Genomic DNA, 20,714 nt, shown 5'->3' on the forward strand with positions numbered 1-20,714 from the left:
CAAATTTATTGTTTTTTCTTTACTTTAACCTTACTTTTACCCTTTTAAAGTCTTAAAGTTTTCTTAATGGCTCAACTATTCTACCTAAAAGAGTGCTCTTCTACTAATGACGAAATTTCAAAGTTTTTACTTTACGAAAATTCAGATTTTATTGCCCTGCATACATTTAACCAAACTAAAGGTCGTGGACAATATGGAAATACGTGGACTTCCACTGCTGAAAAGAATTTAGCTTACACATTGGCTGTAAGTACCGATCATTTCACGCTCTCCGATTTTATGTTCAATTATTATACCGCAATTATTATCAGGGATTTCCTTGCCAATATGACTGCTTGTGATGTAAAGATAAAATGGCCTAATGATATTATTCTTAAAAGTAAGAAAATAGTGGGAATATTGATTGAAAAGAAAAAAATTAATCAAAAGAATTATTTCATTATAGGAGCAGGTATCAACATTCTTCAAGAGAAATTTGATGAAATTTCTAATGCTGGATCAATTTTAAGCCTAATCAATAAAAGATTCGACCTGAATGATGTTACCATGCAGCTGAACGATTTCCTGATTGACAGGCTAAAGAATGTTCCTTCTGAAGATGAAGTTTTAAAACAATTCAATCAACATTTATTCAGAAAGGATGAGATCTCTGTTTTTGAAATTGACAAAAAGAGACAAAATGGCATTATAAAATTTACCGATGAAAAGGGAGCCATCTGGATTGAATTAGAAGATGGCCTGCGTTCTTTTTATCACAAAGAGGTCAAACTGCTCTATTGATTAGCTCTTCGTATATACAAATACAATGCGATTGGAAAAAAGATAATATTCGGGAACCACATCGCTAAGGCTGGAGACATGCTTTTATTTTCTGAAACCACTTTTAAGGCTTCAAATGAAAATACAAAGATAAAAGCCAACGAAATCCCTATTGCCAGGTTAATTCCCAACCCTCCCCTTTTCTTTTGAGAAGAAAGCGAGAGTGCTAAAAATGTAAGAATGACAATGGAAATAGGCATTGAAGTTCTTTGATAAAGCTCATTCAAATGGGTATTCAGGTTACTGTTGCCCTTTTCTTTTTCCCTCTGAATAAATTTCAAAAGTTCGGGAGTGGTTTTATTTTGTCCTAAAAGCTCATTAGGAAAGAGTTCTTCAGGAGCATGGCCATAGCTTTTCCTCAGTTCAGAACCGTTACTCAGCTTCTCAGAATCATCTTTATTAATATTTTTTTCAGCGTAATTATTCAGTACAAACTGCTTTTTGTCCTTATCCCAATATACATCAGAAGCTTTTAGCTCATAAAGCATTTTCCTGTTTTTATCAAATCTTTGAAAAATAAATCCAGATCCTCTTCTTTCTCTTTTATTCCATGAATTGATAAAAATATATTCTGTTCTGCTGAGCTGCGCAGTAACTGGTGCGGTTCCTAAAACTTTTTCTTTATTCGCTGCATTATAGGTATATGCTTCCAGTTCATTTTTTTTAATATTAGCCCAAGGCAAAACAAAATGATTGACAGCAAGTGAGAGAAATGCAATAAATAAAGAGGTAAGCAAATAAGGTTTTGCAAAACGGTGAAAACTAGCTCCACTACTGATAATAGCTACAATCTCGGTATTATTTGCCATTCTGGAGGTAAAATAAATTACTGAAATAAATACCAGAATAGATAAGAAGGTCATGACCAGATTGATGATCCAGAAGGGGTAAAAATGAACAAGAAAATAAGTAAGATTAAGTTTCGCATCAATAGCAGTAGCATTTTCTATTCTTGGAATCTTCTGCTGAACATCGATCACGAGTACAACTATAGACAATAATATGAGCATGAAACCGAAGGTTCCAAGATATTTTTTAATGATATACCTATCTATAATTGTAAACATAATTTCTTATTATAATCTTTGTCTAAGAATAGGATCAACGGATTTTTTCCACTCGTAAAAATCACCTGCAATAATATGTTCTCTCGCAACTTTTACCAAATCTAAATAAAAAGCTAAATTATGAATGGATGCAATTTGTTTTCCCAAATATTCTTTTGAAACAAACAAATGGCGAACATATGCTTTTGAATATTCTCTATCTACAAAACTTGTCCCAAATTCATCCAAAGGCGAAAAATCTTTCTTCCATTTTTCATTCTTTAGATTCATTACTCCTTGCCATGTGAAAAGCATTGCATTTCTTGCATTTCTTGTAGGCATTACACAATCCATCATATCGATTCCCAATCCAATGGATTCTAAAATATTCCAAGGGGTACCAACTCCCATCAAATATCTAGGCTTGTCTTTAGGTAGAATATCTGTGACTTCATCTGTAATTCTGTACATTTCTTCTTCCGGTTCTCCCACAGAAAGTCCACCAATTGCATTTCCTTCAGCTCCTGCTTCTGAAATAACTTCAGCAGAAATTTTTCTTAGATCAGAATATGTAGATCCCTGAACGATAGGGAAAAATCTTTGTTTATGTCCATATAATTCAGGATTCTTCTCATTCCAGTCGATGCATCTTTTCAACCATCGGTGCGTCATTTCCATGGAAGCTTTTACCTGGTTGTATTCGCTAGGATAGGCAACACATTCGTCAAAAGCCATGAAAATATCGGCTCCGATTTGTCTTTGGATCTCCATTGATTTTTCGGGCGTAAAAAGATGATAACTTCCGTCAATATGAGATTTGAATTTCACCCCTTCTTCAGACATTTTTCTGCTTCCTGAAAGTGAAAACACCTGAAAACCTCCTGAATCTGTAAGAATGGGAAGATCCCAGTTCATGAATTTATGTAATCCACCCGCTTCCTGCATAACATCCATACCAGGACGAAGATAGAGGTGGTAGGTATTCCCTAATATAATCTGGGCTTTAATGTCTTCTTTTAATTCTCTTTGGTGAACTGTTTTCACACTGGCAACAGTTCCGACAGGCATAAAAATAGGAGTCTGTACCTTACCGTGATCAGTAATAAGTTCTCCGGCTCTAGCCTTTCCCTCAGAGGTTTTTTCTATATTAAAAAATTTCATTCGTATATTTTATTATTCATTGCCATCTGTAATTTATTTTCATCAGATGGATACTTTCTACATTATTTTGATAAAACAGGGAGGACCTGGTTTTTCTTTATTTTATCTTTTACATATTGATCTGCTTTCGGATCTTTTTTCAATAATATTTTTTGTGCCTCATCAGCAATACCATTCATCTTTTGTTCCACAACATAGTATTTAAAACTCTCTACAAAATCATCCGGTTTTACGTTGTGGGTTTTAAGGACAAATCTGGTTCCGCTTTCTAAATTAGTACTCGGAAACATAAATGTCGCCTGATCATTGATCGCCAAGTCTGTTAGAATCTCTGACATCTTATCAGTAGACACAAGATTTTTAGGCTTATCAATGTATTTCTTACAGGAAAACACAAACATCAAAACAAAAAGAAAAATCAATTTTTTCATCAGTTTATTTTTATATTTTTAATGACCTCGTCGAGCTTCGTATAGAAATATTTCTCTGTATAAGAAAACTTGGTCATACTCCGTTTCATAGTTTGTTAATTAATGATTTCCATTTTAAATTTAAAACACCAAAAACAGCTTCATGTATAATTCCACCATTCATTTTACTTTCTCCTAAAATACGGTTGGTAAAAATAATAGGTACCTCTACAATTTTGAAGCCCTTTTTAAAAGTCCTGAATTTCATTTCAATTTGGAACCCATATCCTTTTAATCTTACATTGTCTAAATCTATATTCTCCAGAACCTTTCTTGAAAAGCATACAAATCCGGCAGTAGTGTCATGAATAGGTAATCCTAAAATGAACCTCACATATTTTGATGCAAAATAAGACAATAATACTCTACCCATTGGCCAGTTAACCACATTTACCCCTTTTGAATAACGCGAACCAATTGCCATATCAGCTTTCAGGCACGCTTCGTATAATTTAGGAAGATCTTCTGGATTATGGGAAAAGTCAGCATCCATCTCAAAAATGTAATCGAAATTATTTTGAAGAGCCCATTTAAATCCATGAATATAGGCCTTTCCTAAACCATCTTTAACATGTCTTACCGATAGGTGTAGGGTATGGGAAAATCTTCTTTGTAAATCTTTTACAATTTCTGCGGTTCCATCCGGAGAAGAGTCGTCTACCACAAGAATATGAAAGTCATCTTCCAATGCAAAAACTGCGGAAATAATATTTTCAATATTTTCCTTTTCGTTATAAGTTGGAATAATGACAAGTTTTTTCATTTCAGTTTGCAAAGATAGTTTATTTAACCTTTTTATTTTATACAAAATATTCTATAATTTTGCAAAAAACAATAGGTTGCTGTTATCACAAAATTTCGTAAACCATGTGAGGATTCCTGAGAACAATGATTGGGTAATCTTTATATTGCTGGGCTGTATATTTTTATATCTTTTTATGTTTAATATCGTAGAAAGAGGAGCCAATCTAAAAGACTTCTTGCTTCAAAAGTATTTTGATGCCAGCAATAACTTAGCGAGCTGGATTGTAACCTCCTGCGTGATCACCCTTACTTTTGCCGTATTATTGTCTCAATACATACCCATTGTTCCAAAATATATTGCCGATTTACAAATTTTAGGTTACCAAATGAATAAATTTGGATATTGTTTGTTTGCAATCAGTATTTTTTATCTGGTAAAATCAACTTTAGGTTTTTTATTTTATCAAAGTATAGGTGATACAAAAAAGTGGTTAATTTTTTACTTCACCTCCACCAAATTTTATTTCATCCTGTCTTTTTTACTAATAATTCTGTGTGTAGCCCACTATTATTTCCCAATCGACAGAAATAAAATGTTTTTTTATTATTTAGCATTCTTTTCTTTTGTATTTATTTTTAAGGTTTTTTTCTATTTATTTCACAAGAACAAGATCTTACCTGAAAAATGGTATTATAAATTTTTGTATATTTGCACCCTCCAAATTGCACCATTGTTGTTGCTTTGGAAATTGTTATTTTTTTAATAAAAGTCAATGATGAGAATAAAGTCTATATTGGTTTCTCAACCAGCGCCGAGTGAATCTTCTCCATATCTGGATATTGCGAAGAAGGAAAAAATAAAGATCGATTTCCGTCCGTTCATCCACGTAGAGGGAGTTGATAACAAAGAACTTAGAACACAAAAAATAGATCTAACGCAATATACAGGCATTATTTTTACCAGTAAAAATGCGATAGATCATTACTTCAGGCTCGCTGAAGAACTGCGTTTTGCGGTTCCGGATACGATGAGATATATCTGCCAGTCTGAAGCAATTGCTAACTATCTTCAAAAACACATCGTTTACAGAAAGAGAAAAATTAGTTTTGGGGAGAAAAACTTCTCAGACCTATTGCCTCTTTTCAAAAAATTCCCAACTGAGAAATATTTACTTCCGTCTTCAGATGTTTTAAGTCCTGATACGATTAAGACATTAGACGCCGCAAATATTGACTGGACAAGAGCAATTATGTACAGAACGGTATGCAGTGATCTTAGCGATATTAAAATCAAAGATTACGACATGCTGATCTTCTTCAGTCCACAAGGAATTAAATCTCTTCAGATGAACTTCGAAGATTTTAAACAAGACGAAACGAAAATTGCAGTATTTGGAAACACAACTTTAAATGCAGCAGAAGAAGCTGGGTTAAGAGTAGATGTAATGGCACCTACCAAGGAAACACCATCTATGACAATGGCACTTGAAAAATATATTAAAAGCCTTCATAAATAGTTTTTAATATCCTATATAAAACGGCCGTCTTTTCGATTAAAGAAAAGATGGCTTTTTTTTAATTAAATTTGAACAAAAATTAATATTGCATGGAACATTTCCTAATAGTATTTCCTATAGTAGAAAATATAAAAGATGTCCCATCCTATCAATAAAAAAATTAAAATATCCGGATGAAAGCTCCCCAGCCAAAAAAAATAGAAAAATTACTTGAAAAACACGGAGATAAAAGAATTGACAATTATTTCTGGCTTAATGAAAGGGAAAACCCTGAAGTCACAAAATATATAGAAGAGGAGAATACCTATTCAGACTTCATGATGAAAGAAACGGAGGCCTTTCAGGAAGAGCTTTATGAGGAAATGAAATCCCGCTATAAAAAGGATGATGAGTCCCTCCCCTATTTCTTTAATGAATACTGGTATATGGTTCGTTATGAAGAAGGGAAAGAGTATCCAATTTTCTGCAGAAAATATAAAAGTTTAGAAAACCCTGAAGAAATAGTTCTTGACGTCAATATCCTTGCGGAAGGAGAAAGCTTTTTTGAGGTTGGGAGCGTAGCGGTAAGCCCAGGTAATACATTAGCTTCCTTTTCTTCTGATAATGTTGGACGTAGAATTTACTCCATCAATTTCAAGAATTTGGAAACGGGAGAAATTCTTTCAGACAAAATAGAAAACACAACGGGTAAAGCAGTTTGGGCTAATGATAATGAACACGTTTTTTATATCAGAAAGGATGAAAGTTTACGCGCATTCCAGGTATACAGACACAAATTAGGAACTCCCTCCTCAGAAGATATTTTAATTTTCCATGAAGAGGATGACACCTTTGATGTAAATGTTTTTAAAACAAAATCTTTACAATATATTTTCATTGCGAGCTCAAGTACTATTTCTGATGAGCACCGATTCATTCCTTCTGATAATGTTTTTGCAGATTGGAAAATTATCCAGCCAAGAATAGAAGATCTTGAATATTCTGTTGAACATTACGAAGATGAATTTTATATCATCACTAATGCTGATGATGCCTTCAATTTCAAAATTGTAAAAGCTAAAATAGACAATTGCGGAATGGAAAATTGGATAGATGTAATCCCACACCGCGCAGAAGTTTTATTGGAAGGTTTCGAAATTTTTAAAGATTATCTTGTTCTTGAGGAAAGAGAACAGGGATTGTTACAGATAAAAATTATCGATGAAAAAACTCAGGAAGCGTATTATCTTCCTTTTTCAGATCCTACTTACACGGCTTATATCGGAATTAATTTAGAATTCGACACAGAGGTTTTACGGTATGGATATACTTCCTTAACACAACCAAGTTCGACTTACGAGTATAATATGAAAGACAAAACCACTGTACTTCTGAAACAGCAGGAGGTTTTAGGTGGAAAATTCTTTCCTCAAAATTATATTTCCGAAAGAATCTGGGCAGACTCCAGAGATGGAGAAACGAAAATCCCGATTTCATTAGTATACCACAAAGACACTAAAAAATCTGAAAATACACCTTTACTTCTATATGGATATGGAAGCTATGGACATACGGTCGATGCAAGTTTTTCAAATGTAAGGCTGTCTATTTTAGATAGAGGCTTTATTTATGCGATTGCTCATATCCGTGGTGGGGAATATTTAGGGAGAGAGTGGTATGAAGATGGCAAAATGCTATTTAAAAAGAATACTTTCTTTGACTTTATAGATGCAGGGAAATACCTGATCAAAGAGAACTACACTTCATCAAAGCATCTCTATGCAATGGGAGGAAGCGCAGGCGGATTATTAGTGGGAGCTGTTGTTAATTACGAGCCAACCTTATTTAATGGTATTGTTGCCCAGGTTCCTTTTGTGGATGTAGTAACTACCATGTTAGATGAAACAATTCCTTTAACTACCGGAGAATACGATGAATGGGGAAATCCCAATGATGAGGAATATTATCATTATATGAAAGAATACTCTCCGTATGACAATGTAGAAGCAAAAGATTATCCACATATGTTGATTACAACAGGCTTTCATGATTCCCAGGTTCAATATTGGGAACCTGCAAAATGGGTAGCCAAGCTACGGGAGCTGAAAACAGATGATAATCTCTTACTTTTCAAAACCGACATGAGCTCCGGACATGGCGGAGCAAGTGGAAGATTTGAATCTCTTAAAGAGGATGCACTAGAATATGCATTTTTATTAAAATTAGAAAACAAGAAAAATGATTAACGAAGCGGAATATTGGAAAAAGATAGAACAGTTTTTTGTAGATAATTTCGAGACTGAAGCAAGTCCACCTATTGAAACAATATTATTTTTAATTGGGCTTCAAGAGTTGGGTAGTGGTCAGCAAAAATATTCAAAAGACGATAAATTAAACATCCTTCATATTGCTGTTTGCAGATTATTAGAACCTTTTGGTTATTATAAATTTACACACTATGAAGATGGGTGGCCTCAGTTTGAAAAGCTGGAAGATCTTCCGGAACTAAGAACTAATGAGCAGACATTGCTTATGAAAAAAGCAATTATTCAGTACTTCCAGGATGAAGAACTGCTATAATCTGAAAATGATCATGTGACAAAAGAAACATCTTTCCACTTGTCACATGATCTTACTTTAACTGAAATTAATTCTTAATGATTTTTTAATGGTTAAAGTTTCATAAATTTTTATTTCTAAAAATTTCCTCCAGTTGATCTAATCCCGTTTTAAATCCTTCTTCAAATCCCATTTCAAGGTGTTTCTTCAGCGAATCCTGTGATGCAAAATGAATATTGATTGTTACTTTTGTTCCCTCTTCAATTCCAGTAAATCCGAACAGCCACTGAGCCTGTGGAAAGTCATTATTGATATTTCCTTCTTTATCGCAAAAAGCATCTACTCCATCGAAACTTCTATGTTCCATGATCTCTCCATATTTAAACTGCCCATACATTTTTTCCCCATCTGGCCCCACCATTGCATAGTGCCATATGCCATTTTCTTTAAAATCGAGCTTTACCGTTTCACTTTTCCAGGGTTTTGGAGCCCACCATTGATCCAATAATTCAGATTTGGTAAAATAATCCCACACTTTCGAAACATCAGCGCTGAATACTTTCATAACATACACACTGTTCGAGTCAAAATCTTTGTTAAAAATGATACTTGATTCCATACGTAATTATTTTTAACAAACTTACTTCTTTATTTGCGGGCGAGGCTTTTCATAGGACAAGTAATTTCTGATTTATAAAAAAATGTTAAAAAACATCGTTTTAAGAAAAAAAATACAATTTTTTGGCTCGTTTTTTGTTTATCAAGTCTTAAAACAATTAATTTTAACATTCATCATTCCGAACAACTTAAAATACGCTAATGAATAACAAATTCATCCCAATAATTTCAGTGTTTATGACAATCTCACTGATTGTCTTTGTTACACTCCAATTTTATTGGTTGAAAGGATATTATGGAGCTTTAGAACAGGATTTCTCCAATAAAGTATATTCCGCATTGGAAAGCACAGCTAAAAATATCTCCGAAATTGAAGTCGAAAAATATCTGAATGATGATTTTAAAAATTTCAGGAAAAACGTAATTGCCAACAACAATCAACCGTCTTCAACTACGATCCAACAGGTAGAAGACTCTGGCACACAGAGACAGATTATTTACTCCAAAAATATCATTGAAAAAACACAACTTCCTATTTCTAAAAAGGGAGATTCTTTAAATCTTACCACTTTATATACTGACGAAGCTGCATATAAATTAAAAAGAGACACGACTAATCGCCAACTTCTTACAGCGGATATCAACCAAGACATTGAAAGTGGGGATTATTCGATGAAGGAGTTTGCTAAAGTATACGGGAATAATCTTCCTATTACAAAAAGAGTGGATGATAAAATTTTGGATTCAGTTCTTACAAAAGAATTGAGAATGAAGGGAATTACGGCTAAGTTTGGTTTTGGGGTTACAGATAAAAATAACTCGCTTACCACTGTTTTCAATAAAGTTTATAAAGAGAAAAAGGATAATAACACATATAGCTATCCACTTTTTACAGATAAGAAAGAACGAACCTTATACAGCCTGTCTTTGGTTTTCCCTAAAAAAGAATATTCTTTGGCTATGAATAACTGGCCAATGCTATTAGGAACTTTCCTTTCACTATTAACCATATTGGGAATTTACATCATATCTATTAATTATATGATGAGACAGAAGAAGCTGGCAGAAATAAAAACTGACTTTATCAACAATATGTCTCACGAGTTTAAAACTCCTCTGGCAACTATTTCCGTGGCTACAGATTCTTTAGCAAATGATAAAATTGCAACCAACCCGGAAAAAGTAAGATATTATTCTACTCTTATCAAGCAGGAAAACCTGAGAATGAAAAAGCAGGTTGAGAATGTTCTTAATATGTCAAAGCTTGAAAGAAATGAAGTTAACCTGTTTTTAAAAGAAACGAATGTAAGAGAATTGATCAAAAAGACTACAGAATCTTTTAATCTCATTGTAGCACAGAGAAATGGCTCCCTTACTGAAGAGTTTACCGCTGATAAATACAACTTTAAAATTGATGAGTTCCACATTTCAAATATGCTGGTAAATTTATTGGACAACGCTAATAAATATTCTCCAGACACCCCAGATATCAAGATCAAAACGAGGAATGAAGGAAACTTCTATGTCATTGAGATCTCAGATAAAGGAATGGGAATGGAAACCCAGAATAAAACGAAAATTTTTGAGAAGTTTTTCAGGGAAGAAACCGGAAATATCCATAATGTAAAAGGCCAAGGTCTGGGACTATCTTATGTTAAAAAGATTGTAGAACTGCATAAAGGTCAAATTATCGTAGAATCAAACAAAGGAGAAGGAAGTATATTCACTATTAAACTTCCAATGACCTAGTAAAAGAGAAACCAAATAACAAATATAAAAGTAGAGAGAGTGAGAAAGTGCATTCTTATTATTAATTTTTAATTTTTAAAATTATGAGCAACAGAATATTATTAGTAGAAGACGATCAGAGTTTTGGAGCTGTTTTGAAAGATTATTTAACGATAAATAATTTTGAAGTAACTCTTGCAACAGATGGAGAGCAGGGGCTAAAAGAATTCACAGAAAATGAATTTGACATTTGCATTTTCGATGTTATGATGCCTAAAAAAGATGGGTTTTCATTAGCTGAAGACGTAAAAAAAATAGATAAAAATACACCTATCATTTTCCTTACTGCAAGAAATATGAGAGAAGATATCTTGAAAGGATATCAATTGGGTGCAGATGATTATATCACAAAACCATTTGATACGGAATTGCTTTTATACAAAATCAAAGCAATTCTTCAAAGAAGTTCTACGCTGGAAAATGAAGAGCAGGAACAATTTAAGATCAGCAATATTTTCTTTGATTCTATGCTAAGACAATTAAGAGTAGGTGATAAAGAATATAAGCTTTCTCCAAAGGAAAATGAATTGCTTAAACTTCTTTGCATCCACAGAAATGATTTCATGCCTAGAGACCTGGCATTGAGAAAGATCTGGAAAAAAGAGAACTACTTTACTGCAAGAAGTATGGACGTTTATATTGCTAAACTTCGTAAGCTTCTGAAAGACGATGAAGGTTTAGAGATCATTAATGTTCATGGAGAAGGATTCAGACTTTTAGTTAAGAATTAATTCTAAAACAAGATTATAAATATAAAATTAGCAAAACAATTGAAAATGTTTTGCTAATTTTGTTTCATACGATAGGATATGAAAAATATATATTTAGGTCTTGTGGCAATTTCCGTGTTTACAGTTTCCTGTAAAAAAGATGAAAGAGCTACCTATATTAAGGAGGAAGCAGCAATCCAACAACCTACTGTTGCTGTTAACAATACTCCAAAACCTTCAATTTTAGATCAGGCAGGAATTAAAACAAATACACAGAATACGGTGACTCCTATTGCTGTTACAGCTCCAGGCATGAATCCTCCTCATGGACAACCAGGACACCGATGTGATATTCCGGTAGGACAGCCTCTAAATAGCAAACCTGCTCCCGCTCAAGCCACTCAAAATGTTACTGTTAATAATAATGGATCTCAAACAATCCAGATCGATCCGAATTCTCTGCAACCGGGGAAATTCACAGTTGATAACAAGACAGGGAAAGCGGTAAAAACAGCTCCGGGTATGAATCCACCCCACGGACAACCAGGTCACAGATGTGATATTCCGGTAGGACAGCCATTAAACAGCAAGCCAGCACCCGCTCCTCAGCCAGTTCAAAATGTTGTACAAAGTACTCCTGCACCAGCGCCACAACAAACTCTTGCAAGTGGTGATAAACCGAAGCTAAATCCGGCTCATGGAGAGCCTTTCCATAATTGTTCAGTAAAAGTAGGCGATCCTTTGCCATAATTTTTGTAATTTTGCCATCGTGAAGTTAGTTCAGATTTTAACCATCATTTTCTGCTTAGGGATTTTCTTAATTCCTAAAGATAACTTCTTACTGAAAGCAGCTCAGGAAAGTTGCTGCAAATCAAATTCTAAAAAGGAGGATTGTTGCAAAAATCATCAATCTAAATCCAACAAACAACATGAAAAATCAAAATCATCGTGTACTGATGATTGCTGCTCAACATGCGTAGCTTGTTTTTCATTCATTGAAACTCCTTTTTCTAAAAGTTTTATATTGGAGCTGTCTTATTACAAAGCCAATAAGAAACTATTATTCCAATATTGTGACCCTCACCTTTCAGACCGTTTAAAAGAGATTTGGGAACCGCCTAAACTTGCTTAATTAATTATATGTATGTTCATTAGACTGCTAATGGACCGTTTTTTAATTAATCTAAATTTTAAACAAAATGAAATTATTTATTTCCAAGTTGATTCTTGGATTATGCTTATTGTCTGCACCCTTTATATTCGCTCAGGATCTTAAAAGCCAGTTTCAGGTAAAAGGAAACTGCGAAATGTGTAAGGAAAGAATAGAAACCACAGCCAAAATGGCAGGCGCAAAAGCAGCAAGATATTCTGTCGATTCTCAAACTTTAACCTTAGAAACGGAAGGTAATACTTCTACGGATGAAATTCTTAAAAAGGTAGCTGAAGCAGGACATGATAATGAGAAATTCAAAGCATCTGATGAAGTGTATCAAAGTCTTCCTGACTGTTGTCATTACGAGAGAACTCTTCAACCTTCCAATGCAAGTACAAGCGCGGTAGTACAAAAATCCAAAGCCAACAATGAATTTTATGTCAAAGGAAATTGTGCATCATGTAAAGCAAGGATTGAAAAAGCAGCAAAAGATGCCGGAGCCAATTCTGCGGAATGGAGTGCTGAAAAGCAATCTGTTGTTTTAGACTTTGATGCTTCAAAAACCTCAGCAGATAAAATTTTAAAAAAGATCGCCGATGTAGGTCATGATAACGAAAAGTACACTTCAACCGACAGCGTTTACAATGGTCTTCCATCATGTTGTCTTTATGACAGAAATGTTGCGTTAGGAGAAAAAGGTCCGAATGTACATTTTGAAGAAGAGAATCATCAAGAAAGTAATACCTCTGCAGATAATCAAAACCATGGAAATCATGAAAAGAATATTGAAGAGGTAAAGTTATCTGCTTCAAAAGCTTCTACTTCATTAAGCAAAAAAGATGCGGGATTGGTTTTTAATATTGATAAAAAAGAATTATTGAAAGCTGCTTGCTGTAATTTATCTGAGAGCTTTGAAACAAATGCTACGGTAGATGTTTCTTTCAGTAATGCGGTGACCGGAACGAAACAACTTAAAATGTTGGGTCTTGATCAGAAATACACCAGCTTAACAAAAGAACTTTTACCAGAAATCAGAGGTTTGGCTTCGGCTTATGGATTAAATTTTATTCCGGGGAGATGGATCGAAAGCATTCAGCTGACAAAAGGAGGAAGCACAGTAACTAACGGATATGAAAGCATTACCGGACAAATCAATACTGAGCTTTTGAAAAATGCTAAGACTCCTGAAACATCACTTAACCTTTTTTCTGATTTCAATGGAAGAGCAGAAGCGAATATTACAAGCGTCTCTCCTATCAACGAAAAATGGTCGCAGACTTTTTTATTGCATGGTAATGGAACTTTCGGGAATACAGATATGAATGATGATGGATTTCTTGATCGTCCAAAAGGAACGCAAATCAATGCAGCCTACCTTCTTAATTATAATGATCTTGAAAAATCCGGATTTGGGTCTCACTTCGGAATTAATTTTGTGAAGGATAACAGAACAGCAGGACAGACTGATTTTGATAAAAGATTGGCTCAGGATAAGCAGAGTGCTTACGGAGTAGGTATTGATATTTCAAGATTTCAGGTATGGAACAAAACCGGATATGTTTTTAAAGGAAAACCTTATCAAAGTATAGGCTGGATGAATCAATATGTATATCTTCAGCAGGACAGCTTTTTTGGATTGAGAAATTACTCAGGAAAGCAGAATACATTTTATTCCAATTTAATATTTGAAAGTATTATCGGAAATACGAACCACAAATATAAAGCCGGAGCAAGTTTTATGTATGATGGTTATGATGAGACCTACCTTACCACTCCTTACAAAAGAAATGAAATTGTACCGGGAGCTTTTGCCGAATATACTTTAACAGGATTAAAATATACCCTGGTAGCCGGAGCAAGAGTAGATTTCCATAACCTTGCGGGAACCCAGTTTACGCCAAGATTAAATTTCAAATATGATTTCACTCCGCAAACTATTTTAAGATTGTCAGCAGGAAGAGGTTTCAGAACCGCTTCTGTTTTTGCGGAAAATCAGCAGTATTTTGCATCGAACCGTACTATTCAGATTATACAGAATGGTGGAGATATTTATGGTTTAAAACCTGAAATTGCATGGAATTACGGAGCAAGTTTACAGCAGGAATTTAAACTTTTCGGAAGAAAATCCTCAATAGTCGCAGATTTCTTTAGAACAGATTTCCAGGATCAGGTAATGGTTGACCTTGACAGATCACCACAGCAACTTGTTTTTTATAATTTGGAAGGAAAATCTTTCGCTAATAGTTTACAGGTACAATGGGATTTTATGCCTGTAAAGAACTTTGAGGTAAAAGTAGCGTACAAATATTATGATGTACAGGCCGATTATCTTGACGGTAGAAGAGAAATTCCTTTTATGGCTAAAAACCGTGGATTCGTCAACCTTGCCTATTCTACCAATAAAAGTGAAAAAGGAGGTTTCTGGAGTTTTGACACCACAGTAAACTGGGTTGGAAAGCAAAGACTTCCTAACACATCAAGCAATCCGTCAGAATTTCAGCTTCCAGGATACTCTGAATCTTATGCTATTTTAAATGCGCAGATCTCAAGGAATTTCAATAAAAAGCTGAGAGCTTATGTTGGTGGTGAAAATTTAACTTCTTACTACCAGAAGAACGCGATTGTAGATTTTAAAAATCCTTTCGGAAATTATTTTGATGGCGGAATTATCTACGCTCCTATTATGAAAGCTAATGTTTATGTAGGGCTGGATGTGACATTCTAGAATATACTTACTTTAAAATAAAAAGCAGCACCTGATTGGTGCTGCTTTTGTTTTGAAAAAAATCTTAACGAAGATATTTTCTAAGATATAATTTCTCGATATGGTTTTTGTAAAAAACCGTATCGAAAAGACGTTTCGCATACCCATCACCTTTCACTCAAACACAGTTTAAACTCGCCAGAGAAAAAAGAGATTTCTCCTCCGTCGAAATGACAAAGATGTGTTAAAGGCAGTCGATAGCAGTTTTGCGAATCCGCGATTTTGCGATTTTGCCACTTAAAAAGCAATTCATTAAAAAAAAATTATATATTTACACTTTCTTATATGTATGAACATACCAACTAAAGATTTCACGATAGATCATCACAGTAAACTCCCTTTGCATGTACAGGTAGAAGAACTTTTCCGTAAACTTATCAAGATGGAAGCTTACAAAAAAGGGGCGCTATTGCCTAAGGAAGTTGACTTAGCGAATCTTTGGGGAGTATCCAGAAATACGATTCGACAGGCAACCAATAAGCTGGAACATGAAGGTCTTATTGTACGCAAAAAAGGGGTTGGAACTCGTGTCGCAGAAAACAAAAGCTTGACAACCGGACTGGATCATTGGTATAGTTTTACAAGAGAAATGCAGGAGAAGGGAATCCATGTGGTCAATCAATTACTAAAGACAGACATGGTACAACCGAATGAAGAAATGTGCAATTTCTTTAACAGTTCACCAGAAAAGAAAATATTTAAACTTTCAAAATTAAAGGGTGAAGATTCCGGTGACCCTATTGTCTATTTTGAAAGCTATTTCCACCCAAGAATAGGGCTTGATAAAAGTGATGATTTCGATATGCCTTTGTATAGCATGCTGCAGGAAAATCATGGCGTAACAGTACACCGATCCCGCGAAAATATTAGCGCTTGTCAGGCAGGAGCCGTGATAGGAAAAAAACTAAAAGTACCTGCTGCTTTTCCGGTTCTGAAGCGTGAACGTTTTGTGTATGATATCAATGGAAAACCGGTGGAATATAATATAGGATATTATCGCTCAGATAAATTTACCTATACAATTGATATTAATAAATCTTCTTAGGATAGGTTTTATTTTTTTAAATAATAATATGTTCAAACATTCTAACATATAATCATAAAATGAAGTCCATGTATAACAAGTATCTTCTTTTGCTGATGTCCTTCCTGATGACAGGCAATTTTGTGTATAGTCAAAAAACCGTTCCCTACTTTGGTAAGATACAGTCTACCAATGGTTATGAAAAGGAAATAAGTGGTGAGAATATTGATTATTTCTCAGCATTTCCTGATCACGCAACGCGTGCCTTGCTCACCAGAACGACCGACGGAGCTAAAACTATTGAGTGGGAAACGGCTCCTGCACCTCAAAAAAATAGTGGTCAATATATCTATTTTAACTGGCTGGTTTCTCACTCGTCAGGAAGCAGCGGAGGTATTCGTCACTTTGACTTGTACATCAACGATCAAAAAGCAGTAACACTTACGACTTACCCTGGAAATAAATACCCGGACTGGATTTCGAAAGCAGCAGACAGCACCGCTTTCGTATTCCATCAGACAAAAATGGATGGATTAAAAGACTCTTATGGTATTGCCTATCTCAGAGTTCCTACCCATAAAGTGACTCCAGGAAAACCTTTACGTCTGAAGCTTGTAGGACAAGCTCAGGACAGCAGGGATTGGTTTATGACCTATAAATTTACTTTTCAGGAGAAAATGGATGCTTCTCCGACTCCTTTCATTTTAAAAGATGGAAAGCGTCTTATTACCCTTACGACATTACACTTTGGGCCGGAACAAAAGATTACAGCCAAAATAAATAATAAAGATTCTTTCTCCTTTACGATGCCGGATGGTATTAAAACATTTGATATTCCGATAACTCTTGCACAAGAAGGAGGTAAAGTAGAATTATCAGTTACCTCTGGTAAAAAGGAATTTCTTCGTAAAACGATTGAAGCTGGAGCCATCGTTCCCCGTACCTTATATTTTATCCACCATTCTCATACTGATGTGGGATATTCCCATTTACAATCTGAAGTAGAAAGGATTCATACTCAAAACATATATGATGCCCTGAAAATGATTGAGGAAACGCAAAACCTGCCTGAAGAAGCCCGTTTTAAATATAACGTTGAAGCGTTATGGGATGTAGAAAACTTTATGCGCAAAGCTACTCCTCAGGATAAACAATCATTTGTTAAAGCTGTAAAAGAAGGGGGCATTGGCCTTTCGGCTATGTATGGAAATATTTTAACAGGGCTTAGCCAGCCAGAAGAATTATACCACTATACGGAATATGCGAAAAAGCTGGAGAAAGAATATGGATTGAAAATCAACAGTGCAATGATGTCTGATGTTCCGGGATTTGCCTGGTCATTGGTTCCCGCACTTACTGCATCAGGAGTAAAATATTTTTCCAGTGGTCCCAATTATCTTGGAAAAACGAATCCATATCTGGGAGATCGTGTTGGGAACTTTGTGAAAAACTGGGGTGATAAACCGGTATGGTGGCAATCACCATCTGGTAAAGAAAAAATATTATTCTGGACAGCCGGAAGAGGTTATTCTTCGTGGCATGGTATTCATCCAGGCGGTGTATTTGAAAATGGGCAGAGAAAAATTGCAGAATACCTCGATGACCTAACCAGAACTAATTATCCATACGATATCGTGCAATGGCGCTACAATATTGTTTCAGACAACGGTCCTATAGATCCTTCTATATCTAAGTTTGTAGATGAATGGAATAAAAAATATACTTCACCTAAAATCGTACTCAGTACGAATGAAAAGATGTTTGAAGTATTTGAAAAAAAATACGGAGATCAACTTCCTATCGTAAAAGGGGATATCAGCCCTCATTGGGAAGATGGAGCAATGTCTACAGCTAAAGAAGAAGGAATTAACAGAAACAGCAGTTTGAAATTACAACAGCTGACCACCCTCTACTCTATGCTCAACCCGGCTCAATATAACAGTCAAAGTTTTTATGAAGCATGGAGAAATGTGATTTTATTCCATGAGCATACCTGGGGAGCTTTTAACAGTATTACTGCTCCTGACCTTCCGTTCGTGAAAGATCAATGGCAGGTAAAAAAGCAGTTTTCAACTGATGGGAGTTCTTTGGCCAATAAACTGGAAGCTGATTTATTAAAGCCTATGACCAATCTTGCATCTAAAACCATTGCAGTTTTCAACACCTCATCATGGTTACGGACTGGTCCGGTAATCATTCCGGGAACGACATTGGGGAATGCCGTTCAGGATGCATCAGGTCGTACAAATCCTTTACAAAAACTGGAAGACGGAACTATGGTGTTCATCGCTAAAGATATTCCACCACTGGGATCAGCAAACTACACTATCATTAAAACAAAAGTGTCTTATGCAAAGTCTTTTTCTGTCACCAATAATAGTATTTCTAATGGAAAGGTTGCTGTGACCTGGGATAATAAGACCGGAAGCATTACCCAGTTCACCGATAACAACAATATTAATTATGCAGGAAGTTTTAATAACCAAGGGTTAAACAGCTATTGGTATGTTCCGGGTTCTGATCCAAAGGAAGCTCAATCGAATATGAATGTACAGGTAAAAGTATTAGAGAACGGACCTGTTATGAGCAAAATCTCTCTGATATCAGAAGCACCAGGTGCTAATAAACTGGAAAGAATTCTTACTTTGTTTGCGGATCGTGATGAAGTAGGATTGGAAAATATTGTGGATAAAAAACCTGTACGTACCAAAGAAGCGGTTCACTTTGGTTTTCCTTTCAATGCTGGGTTTAAGAACATAACAGTAGATGCCGGTTATGGTATCATGAGGTATCTTACCGATCAGCTTCCTGGATCTAACATGGATTACTGGTATAGCCGCCGATGGGTAGATGCTTCTTTTGGACAAAAGGGAATGCAATGGATGGTTTTAGAAGCACCCCTTATTGAAGCGAATGAGATGATCGACGAAAGAATGGTTATCGATAACAGCCACAAAAAATGGAAAGACAAAGGAACTCCCGGCACTACCAATTGGTTCAGCTATGCGATGAACAACTATTGGCACACTAACTATAAAGCAGATCAGGAAGGTCCTGCGCATTACCGTTATGCCTTACGTCCACATGGATCATTTGATTCTGTAGAAAATGAGAAGTATGCGGCTGCTTTTACGCAACCTCTTATTGCCATTCCTGTCGATGAAAAATCCAAGATTAGTGGAAGCCTTTTCAAAGTAGGCAATGACAAAATTGTTGTGACAAGTGTAACACCACAAGAAGATCACAGTTTTATTATCAGACTATATAATCCGGACGAACAGGAACAGACAACAACATTTGCCTGGGAAAAGCTAAAACCCTCTCAGCTTATTGATGTAAAAACAAGTAAAACAATAGCACCTAACGAAAAACTTAGTTTATCAGGCATGGATGTTAGTGAAATTAAACTTATTCCTTAATTAAAGTCATGTCGAAACCGATTATTGCCATAGATATGGGAGGGACAAGAATCAAAATTGGTATTGTGCATCATGATATTTTACTTGACTCTACTGCTATTGATGCTCACTCTGGAAAGGGGCTAAGGTACAGACTTCCATATATTCAGGAGGCCATAGAGAATTTACTCAAACAGCAAGGGCTTTCTTTATCTGATATGGGAGGATTGGGAATTGCTTCTCCGGGTATTATAGATAGTCATCGGAAAAGAGTCCTTTGTATTGATAAGAAATTTGGAGATGCTCCTGATATTAATTTAGAGGAGTGGTGTTTACAGACCTTTAACCTTCCTTTCTGCATAGAAAATGATGCCCGGAGCGCGTTGGTGGGAGAATCGAAATATGGTAATGCCAAAGATCATGACAATGCTGTTCTTATGACCCTGGGAACAGGAATAGGCAGCGCAGCCGTCATAGAAGGAAAATTACTGAGAGGCAAACATTTTACAGCAGGTATCCTTGGTGGACATTCAGTGATCAACTATAAAGGCAGTATATGTAATTGCGGCAATAAAGGTTGTGTAGAGACAGAAGCTTCTACATGGAACCTCGTAAACATTGGGAAATCAGAAGGGCTTCCAGCTTCTTCAGTCATTGATTATGAAATGATTTTTAATCTGGCTGAAAAAGGTAACGCAACAGCCTTAGAGATCAGAAATCAGAGTCTCCAGGCATGGTCTGCATGTGCTGTTAATCTTATTCATGCTTATGATCCGGAAATACTCGTACTTACTGGCGGAATTATGGCCAGTAGTTCTTTCATCATTCCTTACTTACAACAGCACATTGAAACGTATGCATGGACTCCATGGGGGAAGGTTAACATCATTGAAGGAAAATTTCCCGGTACAGCTGCACTATTGGGAATAGCCCATCTCATCAACAACTAATCAAATAATAATGA

At 35.4% G+C, this 20,714-nt stretch carries 18 protein-coding genes; 13 read left to right on the plus strand and 5 right to left on the minus strand.

Annotated features, from left to right (window positions below):
- Window positions 1-66 precede the first annotated feature (66 nt).
- The gene (locus JHL15_RS01865) at window positions 67-780 is read left to right on the plus strand and encodes a biotin--[acetyl-CoA-carboxylase] ligase (RefSeq protein ID WP_200242116.1); all 714 of its coding nucleotides are present in this window, start codon (window positions 67-69) and stop codon (window positions 778-780) included.
- On the opposite strand, the gene JHL15_RS01870 is transcribed toward JHL15_RS01865, so the two are convergent.
- The 4 genes from JHL15_RS01870 to JHL15_RS01885 form a co-directional block, all read right to left on the minus strand.
- Entirely contained in the window at window positions 774-1,886 is a 1,113-nt protein-coding gene (locus tag JHL15_RS01870) for an LptF/LptG family permease (protein WP_200242118.1), read from the minus strand. The genes JHL15_RS01865 and JHL15_RS01870 overlap by 7 nt on opposite strands.
- A 9-nt stretch (window positions 1,887-1,895) precedes the next feature.
- Window positions 1,896-3,026 (minus strand): tRNA guanosine(34) transglycosylase Tgt, encoded by a 1,131-nt coding sequence (gene tgt / locus JHL15_RS01875; protein WP_200242121.1) that lies wholly within the window; start codon window positions 3,024-3,026, stop codon window positions 1,896-1,898.
- Between the two features lie 62 nt (window positions 3,027-3,088).
- Window positions 3,089-3,457 carry a DUF4296 domain-containing protein gene (locus JHL15_RS01880; protein ID WP_200242124.1) on the minus strand — a complete coding sequence of 123 codons (369 nt, stop codon included), beginning with the start codon at window positions 3,455-3,457 and terminating at the stop codon, window positions 3,089-3,091.
- Between the two features lie 85 nt (window positions 3,458-3,542).
- On the minus strand, window positions 3,543-4,259 hold the full coding sequence (locus tag JHL15_RS01885; protein ID WP_200242127.1) for a polyprenol monophosphomannose synthase: 717 nt from the start codon (window positions 4,257-4,259) through the stop codon (window positions 3,543-3,545).
- Here JHL15_RS01885 and JHL15_RS01890 point away from each other — a divergent pair.
- The 4 genes from JHL15_RS01890 (at window position 4,243) to JHL15_RS01905 (ending at window position 8,316) form a co-directional block, all read left to right on the plus strand.
- Window positions 4,243-5,004: a DUF4271 domain-containing protein gene (locus tag JHL15_RS01890; RefSeq protein ID WP_262895613.1), complete on the plus strand. Its 762-nt coding sequence runs from the start codon at window positions 4,243-4,245 to the stop codon at window positions 5,002-5,004. The genes JHL15_RS01885 and JHL15_RS01890 overlap by 17 nt on opposite strands.
- A gap of 12 nt (window positions 5,005-5,016) precedes the next feature.
- Window positions 5,017-5,757 (plus strand): uroporphyrinogen-III synthase, encoded by a 741-nt coding sequence (locus JHL15_RS01895; protein WP_200243733.1) that lies wholly within the window; start codon window positions 5,017-5,019, stop codon window positions 5,755-5,757.
- 173 nt (window positions 5,758-5,930) lie between these two features.
- Window positions 5,931-7,982 (plus strand): S9 family peptidase, encoded by a 2,052-nt coding sequence (locus JHL15_RS01900; RefSeq protein WP_200242132.1) that lies wholly within the window; start codon window positions 5,931-5,933, stop codon window positions 7,980-7,982.
- Entirely contained in the window at window positions 7,975-8,316 is a 342-nt protein-coding gene (locus JHL15_RS01905; RefSeq protein WP_200242135.1) for a hypothetical protein, read from the plus strand. Before JHL15_RS01900 ends, JHL15_RS01905 begins: the two co-directional genes overlap by 8 nt.
- 100 nt (window positions 8,317-8,416) lie before the next feature.
- On the opposite strand, the gene JHL15_RS01910 is transcribed toward JHL15_RS01905, so the two are convergent.
- On the minus strand, window positions 8,417-8,914 hold the full coding sequence (locus JHL15_RS01910) for an SRPBCC domain-containing protein (protein ID WP_200242145.1): 498 nt from the start codon (window positions 8,912-8,914) through the stop codon (window positions 8,417-8,419).
- A gap of 200 nt (window positions 8,915-9,114) precedes the next feature.
- Between JHL15_RS01910 and JHL15_RS01915 the strand changes: the two genes are divergently transcribed.
- The 8 genes from JHL15_RS01915 to JHL15_RS01950 all read left to right on the plus strand — a co-directional run bounded on the left by JHL15_RS01915 (window position 9,115) and on the right by JHL15_RS01950 (window position 20,700).
- Window positions 9,115-10,662, plus strand: coding sequence for a sensor histidine kinase (locus tag JHL15_RS01915; protein WP_200242147.1), 1,548 nt, complete (start codon window positions 9,115-9,117; stop codon window positions 10,660-10,662).
- A gap of 83 nt (window positions 10,663-10,745) precedes the next feature.
- On the plus strand, window positions 10,746-11,432 hold the full coding sequence (locus tag JHL15_RS01920; protein WP_007842513.1) for a response regulator transcription factor: 687 nt from the start codon (window positions 10,746-10,748) through the stop codon (window positions 11,430-11,432).
- A 78-nt stretch (window positions 11,433-11,510) separates the two neighbouring features.
- Window positions 11,511-12,161, plus strand: coding sequence for a hypothetical protein (locus tag JHL15_RS01925; protein ID WP_200242149.1), 651 nt, complete (start codon window positions 11,511-11,513; stop codon window positions 12,159-12,161).
- A gap of 19 nt (window positions 12,162-12,180) precedes the next feature.
- Window positions 12,181-12,543: a hypothetical protein gene (locus tag JHL15_RS01930; protein ID WP_200242150.1), complete on the plus strand. Its 363-nt coding sequence runs from the start codon at window positions 12,181-12,183 to the stop codon at window positions 12,541-12,543.
- Between the two features lie 67 nt (window positions 12,544-12,610).
- Window positions 12,611-15,289, plus strand: a complete 2,679-nt coding sequence (locus tag JHL15_RS01935) for a TonB-dependent receptor domain-containing protein (RefSeq protein ID WP_200242151.1) — start codon at window positions 12,611-12,613, stop codon at window positions 15,287-15,289.
- Window positions 15,290-15,617: 328 nt separating this feature from the next.
- On the plus strand, window positions 15,618-16,373 hold the full coding sequence (locus tag JHL15_RS01940; protein WP_200242152.1) for a GntR family transcriptional regulator: 756 nt from the start codon (window positions 15,618-15,620) through the stop codon (window positions 16,371-16,373).
- 68 nt (window positions 16,374-16,441) lie between these two features.
- Complete coding sequence (locus JHL15_RS01945) at window positions 16,442-19,771, plus strand: glycoside hydrolase family 38 N-terminal domain-containing protein (RefSeq protein ID WP_234047665.1); 3,330 nt, start codon at window positions 16,442-16,444, stop codon at window positions 19,769-19,771.
- Window positions 19,772-19,779: 8 nt separating this feature from the next.
- The gene (locus JHL15_RS01950; protein ID WP_200242153.1) at window positions 19,780-20,700 is read left to right on the plus strand and encodes an ROK family protein; all 921 of its coding nucleotides are present in this window, start codon (window positions 19,780-19,782) and stop codon (window positions 20,698-20,700) included.
- The last annotated feature ends 14 nt before the right edge of the window (window positions 20,701-20,714 follow it).

The organism is Chryseobacterium paridis, assembly GCF_016595215.1.
Taxonomy (GTDB): Bacteria; Bacteroidota; Bacteroidia; order Flavobacteriales; family Weeksellaceae; genus Chryseobacterium; species Chryseobacterium paridis.